Genomic DNA, 16,982 nt, shown 5'->3' on the forward strand with positions numbered 1-16,982 from the left:
GGGGCCGGGCCGACGCGACGTACGGGGGTGCCCGGCCCCGGACGACCTGGCGCAGAAGGGAGACGGACAATCGTGCACACGAGACGGGTGGCGGTGACCGTCCACGCGAGCGATCCGCTCAGCCGGACCGGACTCATCAGCCATTTACAGCACCAGCCGACGATCGACGTCGTCGCCGGACGCGAGCACCCGGAGCAGGACGGCACGGGGGTCGCGGTGATGCTCATGGACCGGGTCGACGAGCTCACCACGGCCGAACTGCGCCGGCTGGTGCGCGGCGGGGAGCAGCGCGTCGTACTGATCGCCCGCGATCTGCGCGAGCCCGATCTGCTCGCGGTGGTCGACTACGGGGTGCGTGCCATCCTCTGGCGTCACCAGGTCACCGAACAGCGTCTGCTGAGCGCGGTGCACAGTGCGGCGCGCGGCGACGGCGAGCTGCCTCCCGACCTGATCAGCCGGCTGCTGAACCAGGTGGGACGGCTGCACCGGGCGAGCACCTCCGGTTCGGCGGTCCCGCTGTTCGGGCTGGCTCCGCGCGAGGTGGACGTGCTGCGGCTGCTCGCCGACGGACTCGACACCCGGCAGGTCAGCGAGAAGCTCGCCTACTCCGAACGCACCGTGAAGAACATCCTGCACGCCCTGATGACACGCCTGTGCCTGACCAACCGGGCCCATGCGGTCGCCTACGCGTTCCGTGAGGGCTACATCTGATGATCCACGAGATGGACGAGGCGCTGCGCCGCCTCCTGGACCCGGCGGTCGACGGCGACGTCTCCTTCGAGGCGCCCACGCGCGACTGGGCCGCCCGCCGCACCACACCGACGCTGAACGCCTATCTGTACGACATCCGTGAGGACGTGGCGCGCCGCGAGCGCGGTGCGTACGCCGAGCGCGACGCCCGCGGTGTCGTGCTGCAACGGCGCCAGCCCAGACGCTGGTTCCGGCTGTCGTACCTGGTGACGGCGTGGACCTCCCGGCCGCAGGACGAACACCGGCTGCTGTCGGCCGCCCTGGCGCTGCTGCTGCCCCACGAGGCACTGCCGGACGAGGCGATGCCCGAGGTGGTGCGGGGCCTTGCGGCCTCCGTTCCGCTGACCGTCGCGGTTCCTCCGGCCGAGGGGCGCTCGCTGGCGGACATCTGGTCGGCGCTGGGCGGGGAGCTCAAGCCCTCGCTCGACGTGGTGATCAGCACGCCGTTCCCCGTCACCCCGGTGTACGAGGTGGCGCCCGCGGTCACCGAGGGCGCGGAGATCAGGGTGCGGGGCGTCGACGGGGAGCCGTCGGACGCGCGGCCGCGCATGCTGCGGCGCACGGGGGGCCAGACATGAGCCCGTGGCACTCCGGGGCGGGCGAAGGGAGGGCCCCGCGATGAGTACGGACCGCCTGCTGGACCTGCTCGAGACGCTGCGGGAGCGGGTCGCGGCCCTGGTCCAGGCCCGTGCCGCCGACGACCCGACGGCCCGCGACCCGCTGCGGGGCCTGTACGTCAGCCACGACACGGCCCTGCGCCTGGCGACGACGTCGCCGCGTCCCGGAGACCGGGCGGTCACGATGCCGGACGTGCAGGACGGCGGCGACCGGCTCGCCCTGCTCGCACGGACGTTCACGCTCACCCCGCTGGACCTGTCCGTCCTGGTCGCGGCCCTGGCCCCGGACGTGGACCGGGGGTTCGAGGCCCTGTACGGCTTCCTCAACGACGACGTGGGGAGGCGGCGCGCCACGGTGGCGCTCGCCCTCGACCTGGCGGGCACCGGGCCCCACGACGCGGCCGCCCGCGACCGCTTCCACCCCCGGGCTCCGCTGTGCTCCGGCGGGCTCCTGGTCGTCGAGGACGAGGACCGGCCGCTGCCCGGACGGTCCTTGCGGGTGCCGGAACGGGTGGTGGCCCATCTGCTCGGCGACGACACGAGGCTGGACCCGGACCTCTCGGCGGCCGGAGTGGAACTGCTCCTTCCTGTTCCGTCGGAGGGCACGGAGGGCACGCCCTCCGCCCCGTCGGCGGGCCCGCTCGCCGCACTGACCGGGCGCATCTGCGGCGCCGGGCCGATCAGCGTTCATCTGCGGGAGCGGCGCCCGACCGGCGCCGCCGCCGAGTCCGTCGCGGCCGCGCTGCGCGCCCGGGGACGGACCGTGCTGCGGCTGCGGCCGGACTCCGACGGCACCACGGTGGGGTCCGCCCTGCTGCGGGAGGCCCGGCTGCGCGGCGCGGCCGTCGTGGTCGCCCCGCTGCCGCCCCACCCCGGACCGCTGATCCGCGCCCTGTGCGCACCGGATGTGACGCTGGTCCTGGCCGGTCCACAGGCCCCGGACCCGGACTGGGCACCGGGCGTCACGCTGCTGTCCCTCGACGCCCCCGACGCCGACGCGGCGACGCTCGACGTCTGGGAGCGGGAACTCCCCTCACCGAAGCGGGACTTCGACCTCGGCGCGGTCGTCGCGCCGTACCGGCTCGGCGAGGACCGGATCCGCACCGCCGCGCGCTCGGCCGAGGCTCTCGCCCGGTTCGAGGGCACGGCGCTGACCGCCGCGCAGATCCAGCGCGGGGCCCGGCTGATGTCCGCGCCCCTGCTCGACAGCCACGCACGTCGCGTCCGGCCCGCCGTCGGCTTCACCGATCTGGTGCTGCCCTCGGAACCGCTGGCGATGCTGCGCGAGCTGGCCGGACGCGCCCGCGACCGCGACCGGGTGCTCGGCGACTGGCGGCTGCGCCCCGGCGGCGGCCGGGGCCGGGGCGTGGTCGCGCTCTTCGCGGGCGAGTCCGGCACCGGCAAGACGCTGGGCGCCGAGGTCGTGGCCGGCGAACTGGGCCTGGACCTCTACGTGGTGGACCTGTCCTCGGTCGTGGACAAGTACGTGGGCGAGACGGAGAAGAACCTCGAGCGGATCTTCACCGAGGCGGACCGGACCGACTGCGTGCTCCTGTTCGACGAGGCCGACGCCGTCTTCGGGAAGCGTTCCGAGGTCAACAGCTCGCACGACCGCTACGCCAACCTGGAGAGCGCCTACCTCCTCCAGCGGCTGGAGTCCTTCGACGGGATCGCCGTCCTGACGACCAACCTGCGGGCCAACATCGACGAGGCGTTCACCCGGCGTCTGGACCTGGTCGTGGACTTCCCGTTCCCGGACGTGGAGCAGCGGGTGGCGCTGTGGCACTCCTGCCTCGAGGGCGCCCCGCTGGCGGCCGACGTCGCGGACGCGGTGGCGGAGTGCGCGAAGGGGTTCGAGCTGGCGGGGGGCGCGATCCGGTCGGCGGCGGTGACCGCCGGATACCTGGCCGCCGGGCGGGACGGCCGGGTGACCGGAGACGACGTACGGGCGGCGGCCCGGCGGGAGTACCAGAAGGCGGGGCGGCTGCTGCCGGACACGCGGGAGCCCTGGGCGGTCTGACGGGTGCGTGGGGTACGTGGAGTTCGTGGGGTGGGGTGTGGCGTGTGAGGCCTGTGTGAGGCGGGGGTCCGCGCCTCCCTCGGCGTACGGAGCCGGGTGTGAGGAGGGGGCCAGCGCCCCCCTCGGCGTGCGGAGTCGGGTGTGAGGAGGGGGCCCGCGCCCTTTCAACGTGCAGGCCCCGTTCAGGGAAACGTCCCGTACGCACCCTCTCGGCGTACGGGACGCTGCTCGCGGCACGCGGTCAGTGCACTCCCCCGCCCAGCATCTTGCGCAGGGTCGCCCAGTCGACGACCCCGGTGGCGGACAGTCCCATGGCCGACTGGTACTCACGGATGTGCGCGGCGACGCTGTCGCTGTAGCGGGTCGGCGCTTCGCTGCCCGTGCGGAACCAGTCGATGCCGAGCTCTGCGTTGGCGTGCGCGACGTCGAGGTCGTGGGCGTCGAAGCCGCGGTTCATCGCCCACCAGAAGGCCGCCATCACCTGGGTGGTCTGCCAGCTGGTCGTGCCCGGCCGCACCTGGTCCGGCTTCACGCTCTGGACCCACATCGAGGTCAGGGTGGCCCGGCCGAGGGTGCCTTCCTGATCCGTGTCGAGGATCTTGGCGGTGTTCCTGTCGTCGCTGTCGCTCTTGCGCTGGTAGCAGACGATGGAGTCGCGCGTGGCCTTGTCGATCACGCCCCGGCTCCAGTTCCCGCGCAGGGTGCAGGGGTTGGAGTCGCCCATCGCGGCCAGCCGTTCCTGGGCGAACTCGACGACGGGGTCCTTCTCGTATCCCATCCCCCAGGGCGGCCCGGTCTTGGCGGGCTTCGGTGCCGCCGGTTCGCCGCCGCCGTCCGCGGGTGCGCCGGCGTCGGGGGCGCCGCCCTCGGAGCCGCCGTCGCGCGAGCCGCTCCCGGAACCGCCGTCCGGACCGCCGCCCTCGTCGCCGGGCGGCGGCGCGCCCTCCGGGGTCGGGCCCGCAAGGGCGTCGTCGCCGGTGTCAGGCAGGTCGGGCGCGTCGGGGAGGGGCTCGCCGTTGCCCTGGGGCACGGGGTCCGCCTCCTGCGTCGCGCGCAGTTCCTTGGCCGTGCTGACGGTCTTCGGTGAGAAGCCGAACCACAGGACGGCGAAGGCGATCACGGCCGTGGCCAGGAGTCCGGCCACGGCCACCAGCCAGGGCCCGAGAACGGGCCGCTGTGTGTAGCCACCCTCCAGCACCTTCGGGACGTCCTCGTCCGGCCGGCGCAGCGCCACCGTGAACCGGTGAGTCTGCTCGCCGCCGGTCCACCGCACGGCCTGGGGCCGCACCGATATCCCGGCGAACGCGGCATGCCCCGGCGCGATCTGCGCGGCCGTGGGCTCGATCTCGCACTCCAGCCGGTCGCTCTCGTCGCGGGCCGTCAGCGCCAGGGTCAGCGGCGTGTTGCCCAGATTGTCGACGGCGAGGCGGGCCTTCCCCCGGAACCGGCCGGTGAGCGTGGGCGGCAGCAGCTCGGCGCGCATCTCGGTGAACGGCGCGACGGTCAGCCGCCCCTCCACGACGTCCCGGACGACGGTGTTCTCTCGAGGCTCGACGCGTATCCCGTATGTGACGGGACCGGCCTGCGCGTCCGGGGAGCGCGGCGGGGCGAACGAGATCTCGGCCGTTCCCTCCGCGCCCGGGTAGAGCCGCAGTACGTCGGGTTCGACGCGCCCCCAGCCGGCGGGCCTGCCGACGAGCGACAGCCGGTACTCCTCGACGGTGTCACCGGTGTTGCGCACCCGCAGCCGGGCACCCGCCCGCGCCCCGGGTTCGACACTCACCTCGGCCGGGTCCAGAGAGGTCCACATGGTCATGGAGCGCAGGCTAGGGCGCGGTTCCCTTTGCCGAGTGCCCGAACGACCCGCGTTCCGGGCAACGTTCGCTGCCCTTGTCCACGCAGCCCGAGGACCGGTCGGACCGGATGTCCGTGAGGGCAGCCGCGGTTGCCCTCACGAGCGCCTCTTCGTTCCTCGCCGCGTGCACACCCGCGCGACGAGAGTCGACGCAGGACGACCGCGGCCCCCCGGACGAGGAGGGAAGCAGGCCAGGACCGGCGATGTGCTCCCGGACTCCTGGACGTGAGCACGACGTTCGCGCCGTACGCGTCCGGACTTCCGCCCGGTCACCCGTGCGGGGCGTGCACGAGCCGGAGGTCCGCCGCGCCCCCAACTGCCGACAAGGAGCAACCGATCGTGCCCACCTATCTGTCCCCCGGCGTCTACGTGGAGGAAGTCGCCGGCGGGTCCCGGCCCATCGAGGGCGTCGGGACCTCGGTCGCGGCCTTCGTGGGCCTCGCGCCGACCGGACCGCTCGACGAGCCCACGCTGGTGACCAACTGGTCGCAGTTCGTGGCGGCGTTCGGGGACTTCACGGACGGCTACTACCTCGCGCACTCCGTCTACGGCTTCTTCAACAACGGCGGGACCGCCGCCTACGTCGTCCGCGTCGGCGGCACGGACAGCCAGGGCGCCGCGCAGGCCCCGGCGGGTTCGGCGGCGGCCCCCGAGCCGGTGACCGTACCGGGCGAGGCCGTGGCGCTGGGCCCGTTCAGGGTCGCGGCGATCACCGCCGGATCCGCGCAGGACGGCGCCCTCACCGTCGACGTGCAGGACGTCGAGGGCGACACCGAGCGGTTCAAGCTGGTCGTCAAGGACGGCGAGAAGGTCGTCGAGAGCTTCGATGTCAGCACGAAGAAGACCGCGCGCAACTACGCCGTCACCCAGATCCGCCAGCGCTCCAAGACGATCGTGCTGGAAGAGGCCGCTCCCGGCGGGCAACCGGCCAGGCCGGACGCACAGTCCGTGGTCCTGGCGCCCCCCACGACGGCGACCGCGCCCGCCGTGTACCGCCGCGGTGACGCCGTCGCGGTCCCGGAGCCCGGACGGTTCATCGGTGACTCGGCGGACCGTACCGGCTTCGGTGGGCTGGAGGCGTTCGACGAGGTCAGCATGGTCGCCGTGCCCGACCTGATGTCGGCCTACCAGCAGGGAGTCCTCGACCTGGAGCAGGTCAAGGCTGTGCAGCTCGGCCTGGTCGCGCACTGCGAGCTCATGGGCGACCGGATGGCCGTACTCGACCCGCCGCCCGGGCTCAACGCCCGCGACATCCGCAAGTGGCGTCAGGAGACGGCCGGTTACGACTCGCGGTACGCCGCGCTCTACTACCCGTGGATCAAGGTGTTCGACCCGGCGTCCGGGCAGACCCGCACCGTCCCGCCCTCCGGGCACATGGCCGGCGTCTGGGCCCGCAACGACTCCGAGCGCGGCGTGCACAAGGCCCCCGCGAACGAGATCGTGCGCGGCGCGACCGACCTGGAACTGCAGATCACCCGCGGCGAACAGGACCTGCTCAACCCCGTAGGCGTCAACTGCATCCGCGCGTTCCCCGGCCGCGGCATCCGTGTGTGGGGCGCCCGGACCCTGGCCTCCGACCCGGCGTGGCGCTACCTCAACGTCCGCCGCTACTTCAACTACCTCGAAGAGTCGATCCTCATCGGCACCCAGTGGGTCGTCTTCGAGCCCAACGACCAGGCTCTGTGGGCCCGTATCCGGCGCAACATATCCGCGTTCCTCGTCAACGAGTGGCGGTCCGGGGCCCTGTTCGGGCAGCGCCCCGAGGACGCGTTCTATGTGAAGTGCGACGCGGAGACCAACCCCGCCGAGTCCGTGGACCTCGGCCGGGTCGTCTGCGAGATCGGCATCGCGCCCGTCAAGCCGGCCGAGTTCGTGGTCTTCCGCCTCGCCCAGTTCTCGGGAGGCGGGGGCGAGTTGGAGGAGTAGTACGGGGCCGTCCTCGTGCCCCTGCGGCTCCGTGATCCCGCCATACCTCGCGAACAGCGCGCCCGCGCACATCTGTCCCGTCCCGTCCCGTCCCGACAAGGAGTAACACCGCATGTCCCTGCAACCCGGCGACGCGCTCACCACACACAACTTCGGCCTCCAGATCGACGGAGTCATGGTCGAGTACCTCCAGGAGGTGAGCGGTCTGACGATGGAGCAGGACGTCATCGAGTACCAGCAGGTCTCGGCCGACGGCAGGCCCGTGGTGAAGAAGATGCCCGGTGTGAAGAAGGCCGGTGAGTGCACGGTCACCCGCGGGATGACCCAGAGCGCGGTCTTCACCGAGTGGATCAACAAGTCCATCGCCGGTGACATGGGATCTGCGCGCAAGAACGCCACGATCATGATGATGGACTACCAGAACAACCCGGTGAAGCGGTACAACCTGCGCAGCGCCTGGTGCAGCAAGGTCGAGACCAGCGGGGTGAAGGCGGGCGACGCGTCCGCGCTCACCGAGGCCGTCACCATCGTGTTCGAAGAGCTGGTCATCGAGTGAAGCGCGGCGAAGGCCCTGCGGGTACCGCCGTCATGCCTCCCCCCGCACCGCGTCAACACGAGCCGCTGCGCACGGAGTTCCGCTTCGAGCTGCCGCGCGGCTTCGTCGACGAGCTGGGCACGGTCCACCGCGACGGTGTCATGCGGCTGGCGACGGCCCGCGACGAGCTGGTCCCCCTGCGGGACGTGCGGGTCCGGGAGAACCCCGCCTATCTGTCGGTCGTACTGCTGGGCCGGGTCATCACCCGGCTCGGCACACTGCCGGCCGTGCACGACGGCACCGTGGAGAACATGTTCGCCTCCGACCTGGCGTTCCTCCAGGACTTCTACCGGCAGATCAACGCGGAGGGGCACACGCGAGCCGCCGTGGCCTGCCCGCACTGCCAGGAGTCCTTCGAGGTCGACCTGGCGGGGAGCCGCCTGGGGGAATCGTGACGTACGGGGCCGACCGGATCGAGGAGGAGACCGCGTACCTCGCCTACCGCTTCCACTGGTCCCTGGACGACATCCTCGATCTTGAACACACGGACCGCAAGAGATACGCCGCACAGGCCGCGGCACTGACGGAGCGCACACAGGCGTAGCGAGACCAAGGGGGTGCACAGGGTGGGGATGTTCAGCAGATGGCGGTCCGGCAGGACGGGGGTCTCCCGGGCCGACGATTCCGGTGTTCCCGGTGTGCCCGCCGTCACCGGCGGTGCCGACGAGGGGCTGTCCGTACCACCGCCCCTCGTCGGCGACGCCTGGGCGTCCCTCCCGCCCGTGCAGCGTGTGCTGGGGCGCCCGCGCTCCGTCACGCATCCGGGATTCGCGGACTCCCTCACTACTCACCGGAATCCCTCTCTCCAGCGGGAGTTGGGGCATGGTCTCGCCGCCGACGCACCGAGCGGGCTGCTGCTCGACGTGGCGCGTCCGGCGCCGGAGGCGCGCGCGGGCGGTGCGGGTCCGGACGTTCAGCTGCCCTCGGCGGCTGCCGGCCCTCTTCCGGCGTCCCGGAACGCACTCGGGCACCGCGAGCGCCCGGCCGCGCCGTCCGTCCAACGGACCGCCGGGGCCGCGCCCGTACCGGATCTCCGCACCGGTCGGACGGAACACGTCCGCCCGTCAGGGACTTCCGTCCACGAGGGCATCGGCCGACCGGAGGCAGCAGGTTCGCCTCCTTCTGCCCCGGGCCACACCCCAGTGGCCGGTACCGGTGGGCCGATCGTTCAGCGAGCCACTCCGGTCGCGTCCGCCGTCCAGCCGTCCCGTGACCCGCTCACCGTCGCCCGTGCCGTGGGCCCGACGCATCCGAAACGGCAGCTGCGTGCCGCGAACGCGCCCGTCGTCGACGGGCGGCCGCCGTTGGCACCTGCCGGCGGCGAGCGCGCCGAGGCGCCCGAGGTCGATACCTCGGCCTCAGGGCGGCCCACGGTCGCTCCCGCGGTCCTCCCCTCGGCCTCGACGCCGCCCACAGCCGCTCCCGACGTCCACCCCTCAGCCCCAACGCCACCCACAGCCGCTCCCACGGTCCGGCAGACCGCCGATGTGCAGCGCGCGGAAGCGCCGACGGTGCCGAGCGCACCCTCGCCCGCGCCCGGCGCACCCGCACTCACACCCGGTGCCACGGTCCCGGCACCGCCCCCAGCTGTCCCGGCCCCGTCTTCCCCCGACGGGGCCGGGACACCCACCCCCCGCCCACGAACGGCACCGACGGGAGGCCGTCCGGTGATACGGCGCTCACGCCGTGCCCCAGGTGCCGACTGGAGCGTGCCCTCCCCCGCCCCTCGCAAGGGCATCGGCGCCCCGCTGCAGCGCAGTGCACCGGACGCACCGGCGCGTCCCGCACCTACGACGCCACGCCGTTCCCCGATCGGCCCGCCCCTGCCGTCGGGCCCCGCAGGCCCCAACCAGGTCCGGGCCTCCGAGACCGCCGGTCCTGCCACGCCCGGCCCGGCCCCGGCGACCAGTTCGGGTCGGCACGACGTACGCCCCGCACAGACGACGACCACGCCCGGCGGCCCGGCGCCGCAGGCCGTGACGCCAAGCTCCACCCCCACTCAGGCGCCATCCGCGACCTCCAAAGCGCTTTCGCCCAGCACGGCTCCCGTCCAGCTGCCGCCCGCCGGGCCGGCACCGGCCGAGGCCGGACCCACCACGGGATCCACGACACCGTCCTCATCGCCCAGGTCCCGCGGCACCGGGAGCACGCCCACGGCCGACTCCGGCGAACCGGCCATCGCTCGGCGAACGTCCGCGGTCCCCACCAAGGAGCCCTCCTCCTCGGGCAGCCCCGAACCGGTCCGAGCCCTCCAGCGACGAACCGCCCCGCCCAGCTCACAGCCCCCGCAGAGTGTGGTCTCCCCCACCGGTTCCGCGCCCGTGCAGCGGCGCGCCACGGCCCCGAGGAACCCGGCCGAGCGGGGTACTCGCACGGAGGATGCCGTAGGACACGGACGGCCCCCCGCCCCCGCGCACGGCCTGTCCAGCACTCCGCAACCCCGGGCTCAGAGCCAAGCCGTACTCCCCCTCGCCACCGCCCGCCCGCTCACCCCGCGCCGCCCCACTCACCAGAGTCCGCCCGCGGCCGGACCGATCCCGCACACCGCCGACACGGCTTCCCCCTCCGCACCGCGGCAACCACCCCTGCCGCCTCACACGCCACACCAACCGCCCCTGACGCCCGGCGCGCCACACCCGCCGCTGTCCTCTGGCGCGCCCGCCGCCCTCCCGGCACCCGTACAACGCGCCCAGGCCCGACCCGCCTCGGCGGCCCCCGGCCGCCCCACGGGGCTCGTCGTGCCGCTCACGCCCCCACCGGCCACCCGAACCGCCTCCCCTCGGCCCGCCGTCCGACGGCGAGCGGCGAGCAGCTCTCCGCCCGCCACGAGCGCGCCCCGGCCACCGGAGCCGAACACCTCCTCCGCGCCTGAACCGAGCCCGAGCCCCCCGGCGAGCACCCCGCCACCTCCGGTCCAGCGCGCCCAGGCCCCGCCCTCCGCCCGACCGCCCTCCGCCTCCGCGAGGCCCGCCCCGGCGCTCCCCGCTCGTACCTCCCCGTCGGCCGAGGCATCGCCTGCCGCCGACAACTCCCCAGCCCAGTTGGACGAGTTGGCGCGTCGGCTGGTGGCGCCGCTGTCCCGGCTGCTGCGCGCGGAGCTCCGCGCGGACCGTGAGCGGGTGGGCCGCCTGCGCGACCACGGCCGCTGACCGAACGCGCCGAGCCGGCCGTCGGCCACCCTCCACCCCGTCCGAGACAACTCCACCAGCGAGAACTTCGTCCGAGAGAACCCCGATGCCTCAACCGCAGGACCCCGCATCCACCGTCTTCTTCCAGCTCACGATCGACGGCCAGGACCTCGGTCTGTTCAACGGCTGCGACGGCCTGGCCTCCGAGGTCGAGGTGGAGCAGCGCCACGAGGGCGGCAACAACGGCTTCGTCTGGCAGCTCCCCACCAGGGTGACCTTCTCCACGATCCGGCTCACCCGTCCCCTCACCCCCGACACCGCCCGGGTCGCGGCCTGGATCTCGTCCCTGGCCTCCGGGATCACCCGGCCCACAGCGCAGATCGCCGCACTGCGCGCAGACCGGTCGGTCGTGGCGCAGTGGGGTCTGGTGGAGGTGCTGCCGGTGCGCTGGACGGGGCCGACGCTGGACCCGTCCAGCCCGTCGGTGGCGACCGAGACCCTGGAGATCGCGCACCACGGCTTCACGGACGCGGGAGGGGCCTGACGATGGCTGCCCCCACCGGCGGAAAGGCCGCGCGAGGTCTCGCCCGCGCCTCCCTCGCCATCCATCAGCCGCCCGCCACGCTCGGCGGCGGAACGGGCGGCCTGATCGGTGAGGTGCGCTTCCAGTTCAACCCGGACCAGCTCAGTCTCACGCGCGGCGCGAACTGGCACACCGAGCCCGCGGTCGCCTACACACGGGGAGCGCCGCCGAAGTTCACCGGCAGCCAGCCGGCCACCCTGCAACTCGACGTGTTCCTGGACGCCTCGGGCACGCCGAGGTCGACCGCCGTCCAGAGCCAGGTCGAACTCCTGCTCTCCTGCTGCGAGGTGACGGCCCAGAGCGTCAACTCCAAGGCGCCCAGCCCGCCGTGGGTGGTGTTCTCGTGGGGGTCCTTCTCGACGGTCCAGTTCACCGCCTATGTCACGAGTGCCGCCGCCACGTACACGCTGTTCGGCCCCAACGGCGTCCCGCTGCGCGCCACTTGCTCGCTCTCGCTCACGGAGATCGCGTCCCCGGCGAAGGGCCAGAACCCGACCTCGGGCGCGCTCTCGGCGCGTCGCGTGCACCGGACCGTCGCCGGTGACTCGCTGGCGCTGCTCGCGTGGCGCGAGTACGGCGACGCGACCCGCTGGCGGCTGATCGCCGAGGCCAACGGCATCGACGACCCCATGCGCCTGCGTCCCGGCACGGAGCTGCTGCTCCCGTCCGCCACCGAGTCACCGGAGCGGGGGACCGCGGCGTGAGCGAGCAGACCTTCACCACCGTCCTGCATGTGACGCTCGACGGGACCACGCTGCCGGATCCGCTGGCGCTCCGGCTCACCGAGGGCTGGGTGGACGCCAGCGTCAACGTGCCCTCCGCCTTCCAGCTCACGTTCAGCGACGAGGACGGCACGCTGACCGAGAAGTTCCCCTACCTCAGGGTCGGCGCGGCGGCGGTGCTGTCGCCCTGTGCCGGCGGCAGGACTGGCGAGCCGATGATCACCGGTGAGGTGACCGCCGCGGAGGTGGACACCTTGCCCGGACACGGCCGTTACCTGATCCTGCGCGGCTACGACCCGGGGCACCGGCTGCTGCGCAACCGGCGCGTCGAGGGCTACCCGAACATGACCGCGGCCGACATCGTCCGCAGACTCGCCGCCCTCAACGGCGTCCGTCTCGGCCGGGTGGACGCGACACCCACCGTGTACGAGCTGGCCACCCAGCCCAACACCACCGACTGGGACTTCCTGTCCCGTCTCGCGCGCGAGAACGACGTACGGCTGTCGTTCGACCCGCGGGGCCGCCTCTCCTTCGCCGCGCTCCCTCCCGCGTCCTCCGCGCCGTCCGACACCACGCCCGCCGCGCAGAGCCCCTACGTCCTGGACTTCGGGCACAACACCCTGCACAGCAGGGTGTCCGTCACCGCCGCGGGACAGGTCGACACGGCCGACGTACGGGGCTGGGACCCCCGTACGCGACAGGAGCTGTCCTCGCCCACGCCCGCGCGGTCCAGTACGGAGATCCTGTCCGACATCACTCCCGCGCGGCTCGCCGCGCCCTTCGGCCCGGCCCGGCTCACCGCGACCGGCACGCCGTTCACCACGCAGTCCGCGGTGACCCAGGCCGCGCGGGCCCTCGCGGACGACGTGGCGGGGTCGTTCGCGGAGCTGGAGGTCGCGGTGACCGGGAATCCCGCGCTGATGCCGGGGCAGCCGGTCGCCGTGAAGGGCGCGGGCTTCCCCTTCGAGGGGCGGTACACCGCCACCGGTGTCCGTCATGTCTTCGCCTCCGGACGGCAGTTCACCTCCTGGCTGACCGTGTCCGGACGGCAGTTCCGCTCGCTGTACGGCACCGCCTCCGGCGGCCGGGACAGCACACCGTCCCTGCCCGGCGTCGCCGTCGCCCTGGTCACCAACACCAAGGACCCGCTCGCCCAGAACCGGGTGCGGCTGCGCTTCCCCTGGCTCTCGGCGACGTACGAGAGCGACTGGTGCAGGGTCGCCCAGTTCGGCGGCAAGGGAGGCGGCGGACTGATGCTGCCCGAGGTCGGCGACGAGGTGCTGTGCGCCTTCGACCGCGGTTCCCTGGAGCATCCGTACGTGCTCGCGGGGCTGTACAACGGCGTCGACCGGCCCACCCCGGCCACCGACAACGCCGCCGCCGTGGACCCGACGAGCGGGCGGGTGCAGTGGCGGTCGCTGACCTCCCGCAGCGGACACACCGTGGAGCTGCGCGAGGCCGGCGGCAGGACACGCGCCTCACACGGCATCCGGCTGCGCACCGGGCAGAACAAGCTCAGCATCGAGCTGAACGAGGCCGGCACGACCCTCACCGTCTCCAGCGACGGGACCGTCACCATCAGCGGTACGCGGGGCGTGACCATCACCTCCGGCGCCGACCTCACCCTCACCGCCACCGGCAGGATCAACCTCGACGCGGGGCTCGGGGTCGACATCAAGGCCGGGCCGAAGTTCAAGGTCCAGGCGGTCACCCAGGGCGTGCTCAACGCGCCGTCCCTGATCACCTCGACCGTCCCCGTGCCCAACCCCGTCATCGCCAACCTGCCGTTCTGAGAAACGGCGGAGGAAAGGGGTCACCTCATGAGTGAGCACTTCGTCGGAGCGGGCTGGGCCTTCCCGCTGCGCACCGCGCCCCGCGGGTCCATCGCCCTCGTCCGGCGCGAACGGGAGATCGAGGAGTCGATGCGGCTCGTCCTGGCGACCGCCCCGGGCGAACGGCCGATGCGTCCGGAATTCGGCTGCGCCGTCCACGAGTTGGTCTTCGCGCCGGTCAACGACGCGACCATGGGGCGGATCCGGCACGAGGTGCTGGTCTCGCTCGAACGCTGGGAGCCGCGTATCGAGGTGGCGGACGTGGCGGTCGAACCGGCGCCCGGCGAGGCGGCCGTGCTGCACATCGACGTCCGCTACCGCGTCCGCGGCACGAACAACCCGCGCAATCTCGTCTTCCCCTTCTACATCATCCCCTCCGAGGACTGACACGCCCCATGGCCCTGCCCGCACCCCATCTCGACGACCGGCGCTTCCAGCAGTTCGTCGACGACGCCAAGCGCTACGTCCAGCAGGCGTGCCCCGAGTGGACGGACCACAACGTCTCGGACCCCGGCGTCACCCTGATCGAGGCGGTCGCCCATATCGCGGACCAGCTGGTCTACCGGATCAACCGGGTCCCGGAGAAGAACCACCTGGCCTTCCTCGACCTCCTCGGCATCACGCTCTTCCCGCCCGCCGCCGCCCGCGCCGGCGTCACCTTCCGGCTCTCCGCCCCGCAGCCGGAACCCGTGGTGCTGCCGGCCGGTACGGAGGTGTCCACCGGGCGCACGGACACCGAGGAGGCGGTCGTCTTCGCGACCACCGCCGATCTGACGATCGTCCCCTGCGCGGCGGCGCGTCTGCTGCGCCAGGAAGCCGGGGGCGGCGGCCTCGAGGACCGGACGCAGGACGTGTTCGCGGGCCGGGACGTGCCCGTGTTCTCCGCCGCGCCCCGCGTCGGGGACCTGCTGCTGTTCGGGCTGACGGCGGCCGTGCCGGACTGTGTCCTGGTGCTCGGCCTCGACAGCCGCGTCGACGGCGTGGGCGTCGACCCGCGCCAGCCGCCGCTGGTGTGGGAGGCGTGGACGGCGGCCGACGGCTGGGCCGTCTGCGACGTGGACGAGGACACCACCGGCGGGCTCAACCGGCCGGGCGAGGTGGTGCTGCACATACCGTCCGGACACGCCGCCTCACGGCTCGGCGGGCACGAGGCGGGGTGGGTGCGCTGCCGGGTGGTCGAGGCCGCGCCGGGCCAGCCGGTCTACCGCGAGTCGCCCTCGCTGCGGGCGGTCGACGCCTTCACGATCGGCGGCACGGTGGCGGCGGCGCACGCCGAGACGGTCCGCGACGAGCCGCTCGGCGAGTCCGAGGGGGTTCCCGGACAGCGGCTGCGGCTGGCCCGTACGCCCGTGGTGAACCGGCCGCCGCTGCTCCTGGAGGTCGCGGCACGGGCCGGGGACGCCACGGAGGCGGACGAAGGGGAGGACGGCTGGCACGCGTGGACCGCCGTCCCGCACTTCGCCTCCTCGCGCCCCGGCGACCGCCACTACACCCTGGACGCCGCCACCGGCGAGATCGCCTTCGGCCCGTGCGTCCGTCAACCGGACGGCACACTGCGGCAGTACGGTGCCGTTCCGCCCAAGGGCGCGGCGATCCGCGCCGTCAGGTACGGCACCGGCGGCGGACGGGCGGGCAACGTCGCCCGCTCCACGATCACCGTGCTGCGCAGCTCCATTCCGTACATCGCCCAGGTCGAGAACCGTGAGGCGGCACGCGGCGGGGTCGACGGGGAGACGGTCGAGGAGGCCAGGACACGCGCCCCGGTCGCGCTGCGCGCGCAGGACCGGGCCGTCACCGCTCGCGACTACGAGGAACTGGCGAAACGGGCCGCGCCCGAGACCGCGCGCATCGCCTGCCTGGCGGCGGACGCGGCCGAGGCCGGGGAGAACGCGGTCCGGGTGCTCGTGGTGCCCCAGGCCCCGACCGACCGGGGCGGACGGCTGCGGTTCGAGCAGCTCGTACCGGGTGACGAACTGCTGTCCCGGGTCACCGACTTCCTCGACGAACGGCGTCCGCTGGGCACCCGGCTCGCCGTGGGGCCGCCGTTCTACCAGGGTGTGACGGTGGTGGCGACGCTGCACGCCTTCCGTGCGGCCGGGGCGGACCGGGTGCGCGCCGAGGCGCTGGACGTGCTGTACGCCTATCTGGATCCGCTCAGGGGCGGCGCGTACGGCGAGGGCTGGCCCTTCGGCCGCCCCCTGCGTTCCGGCGAGGTCTTCGCCGCGCTCCAGCGGGTGCCGGGCGTGGAGCTGGTCGACGAGGTGCTGCTGCATCCGGCCGATCCGCTGACGGGACGCAGAGGGGAGGCGACCGACCGGATCGAACTGTCACCGGCGGCGCTGCTCTTCCCGTTCGACCACCACGTCCGTGTGATCGAGGCCCGGTGAGCGGGTCGGCGCGGGGCACGGTCCCGGGGCTGGCCAGCCCGTCGCCGCTGGGCGAGGCGCTGCCCGCCGTCTACGCCGAGGACGACCTCGGCCAGCGTTTCGTGTCCGGCCTCGACGTCGTCCTGGCGCCGCTGTTCAACGTGCTCGACTCGCTGGAGGCGTACTTCTCGCCCGAGCTGGCGCCGGCCGACTTCGTGGACTACCTCGCAACCTGGGTCGGCGCCGAGCTGGACGGCACCGAGCCGCTCGCCCAGCGCCGGACCGCGGTCGCCGCGGCCGTGGCCCTGCACCGGGTCCGAGGCACCCGGCGCGGTCTGGTGGCGGCCGTGCGGCTCGCCTTCGGCACCGTGCCGGAGATCAGCGAGAGCGGTGGCGCCCTCTGGTCGGCCCGGCCGCTCGGCCCGTTCCCCGGTGCGCCGGCGGCGGGGCTGCACGTCCGCCTGGCGGTCGCCGACCCGGCGGGCGTCGACCCGCATCGCCTGCACTCCGTCGTGGCGGCGTCCCGCCCCGCGCATCTGCCGTTCACCACGGCCGTGATCCCCCTCCCCTCGCCCGAAGGAGACTGAA

At 73.6% G+C, this 16,982-nt stretch carries 14 protein-coding genes; 13 read left to right on the forward strand and 1 reads right to left on the reverse strand.

Going from position 1 to position 16,982, the window contains the following annotated elements:
* The first annotated feature begins 72 nt into the window (after nt 1-72).
* Genes ACZ6SQ_RS17325 through ACZ6SQ_RS17335 form a run of 3 tightly spaced genes read left to right on the forward strand, consistent with a single transcriptional unit; the run spans nt 73 to nt 3,387 of the window.
* Nucleotides 73-711, forward strand: a complete 639-nt coding sequence (locus tag ACZ6SQ_RS17325; RefSeq protein ID WP_469562423.1) for a response regulator transcription factor — start codon at nt 73-75, stop codon at nt 709-711.
* On the forward strand, nt 711-1,328 hold the full coding sequence (locus ACZ6SQ_RS17330; RefSeq protein ID WP_469562426.1) for a Pvc16 family protein: 618 nt from the start codon (nt 711-713) through the stop codon (nt 1,326-1,328). The genes ACZ6SQ_RS17325 and ACZ6SQ_RS17330 overlap by 1 nt, the downstream gene beginning before the upstream one ends.
* Nucleotides 1,329-1,368: 40 nt before the next feature.
* Entirely contained in the window at nt 1,369-3,387 is a 2,019-nt protein-coding gene (locus tag ACZ6SQ_RS17335; RefSeq protein ID WP_469562429.1) for an ATP-binding protein, read from the forward strand.
* A 241-nt stretch (nt 3,388-3,628) separates the two neighbouring features.
* Here the strand turns inward: ACZ6SQ_RS17335 and ACZ6SQ_RS17340 are convergent, their stop codons facing one another.
* Entirely contained in the window at nt 3,629-5,203 is a 1,575-nt protein-coding gene (locus ACZ6SQ_RS17340) for a peptidoglycan-binding protein (RefSeq protein WP_469562431.1), read from the reverse strand.
* A gap of 378 nt (nt 5,204-5,581) precedes the next feature.
* On the opposite strand from ACZ6SQ_RS17340, the gene ACZ6SQ_RS17345 reads away from it, so the two are divergent.
* The 10 genes from ACZ6SQ_RS17345 to ACZ6SQ_RS17390 all read left to right on the forward strand — a co-directional run bounded on the left by ACZ6SQ_RS17345 (nt 5,582) and on the right by ACZ6SQ_RS17390 (nt 16,981).
* A complete protein-coding gene (locus ACZ6SQ_RS17345; RefSeq protein ID WP_469562434.1) occupies nt 5,582-7,168 on the forward strand; it encodes a phage tail sheath family protein in 1,587 nt (528 codons plus the stop codon).
* A gap of 112 nt (nt 7,169-7,280) precedes the next feature.
* Entirely contained in the window at nt 7,281-7,724 is a 444-nt protein-coding gene (locus ACZ6SQ_RS17350; RefSeq protein ID WP_469562436.1) for a phage tail protein, read from the forward strand.
* Between the two features lie 32 nt (nt 7,725-7,756).
* On the forward strand, nt 7,757-8,158 hold the full coding sequence (locus ACZ6SQ_RS17355; protein ID WP_469562439.1) for a hypothetical protein: 402 nt from the start codon (nt 7,757-7,759) through the stop codon (nt 8,156-8,158).
* Nucleotides 8,155-8,307: a DUF6760 family protein gene (locus tag ACZ6SQ_RS17360; RefSeq protein WP_469562442.1), complete on the forward strand. Its 153-nt coding sequence runs from the start codon at nt 8,155-8,157 to the stop codon at nt 8,305-8,307. The genes ACZ6SQ_RS17355 and ACZ6SQ_RS17360 overlap by 4 nt, the downstream gene beginning before the upstream one ends.
* 2,690 nt (nt 8,308-10,997) lie before the next feature.
* Entirely contained in the window at nt 10,998-11,435 is a 438-nt protein-coding gene (locus ACZ6SQ_RS17365) for a phage tail protein (RefSeq protein WP_469562444.1), read from the forward strand.
* A 2-nt stretch (nt 11,436-11,437) separates the two neighbouring features.
* The gene (locus ACZ6SQ_RS17370) at nt 11,438-12,178 is read left to right on the forward strand and encodes a CIS tube protein (protein WP_469562447.1); all 741 of its coding nucleotides are present in this window, start codon (nt 11,438-11,440) and stop codon (nt 12,176-12,178) included.
* A complete protein-coding gene (locus ACZ6SQ_RS17375; RefSeq protein WP_469562449.1) occupies nt 12,175-13,989 on the forward strand; it encodes a VgrG-related protein in 1,815 nt (604 codons plus the stop codon). Before ACZ6SQ_RS17370 ends, ACZ6SQ_RS17375 begins: the two co-directional genes overlap by 4 nt.
* Before the next feature lie 27 nt (nt 13,990-14,016).
* On the forward strand, nt 14,017-14,415 hold the full coding sequence (locus ACZ6SQ_RS17380; RefSeq protein ID WP_469562451.1) for a GPW/gp25 family protein: 399 nt from the start codon (nt 14,017-14,019) through the stop codon (nt 14,413-14,415).
* Between the two features lie 8 nt (nt 14,416-14,423).
* Nucleotides 14,424-16,415, forward strand: coding sequence for a putative baseplate assembly protein (locus tag ACZ6SQ_RS17385; protein WP_469562453.1), 1,992 nt, complete (start codon nt 14,424-14,426; stop codon nt 16,413-16,415).
* Nucleotides 16,412-16,981, forward strand: coding sequence for a phage tail protein (locus ACZ6SQ_RS17390; RefSeq protein ID WP_469562456.1), 570 nt, complete (start codon nt 16,412-16,414; stop codon nt 16,979-16,981). The genes ACZ6SQ_RS17385 and ACZ6SQ_RS17390 overlap by 4 nt, the downstream gene beginning before the upstream one ends.
* Nucleotide 16,982: the final 1 nt, after the last annotated feature.

Source organism: Streptomyces sp. NPDC048600, from assembly GCF_055587025.1.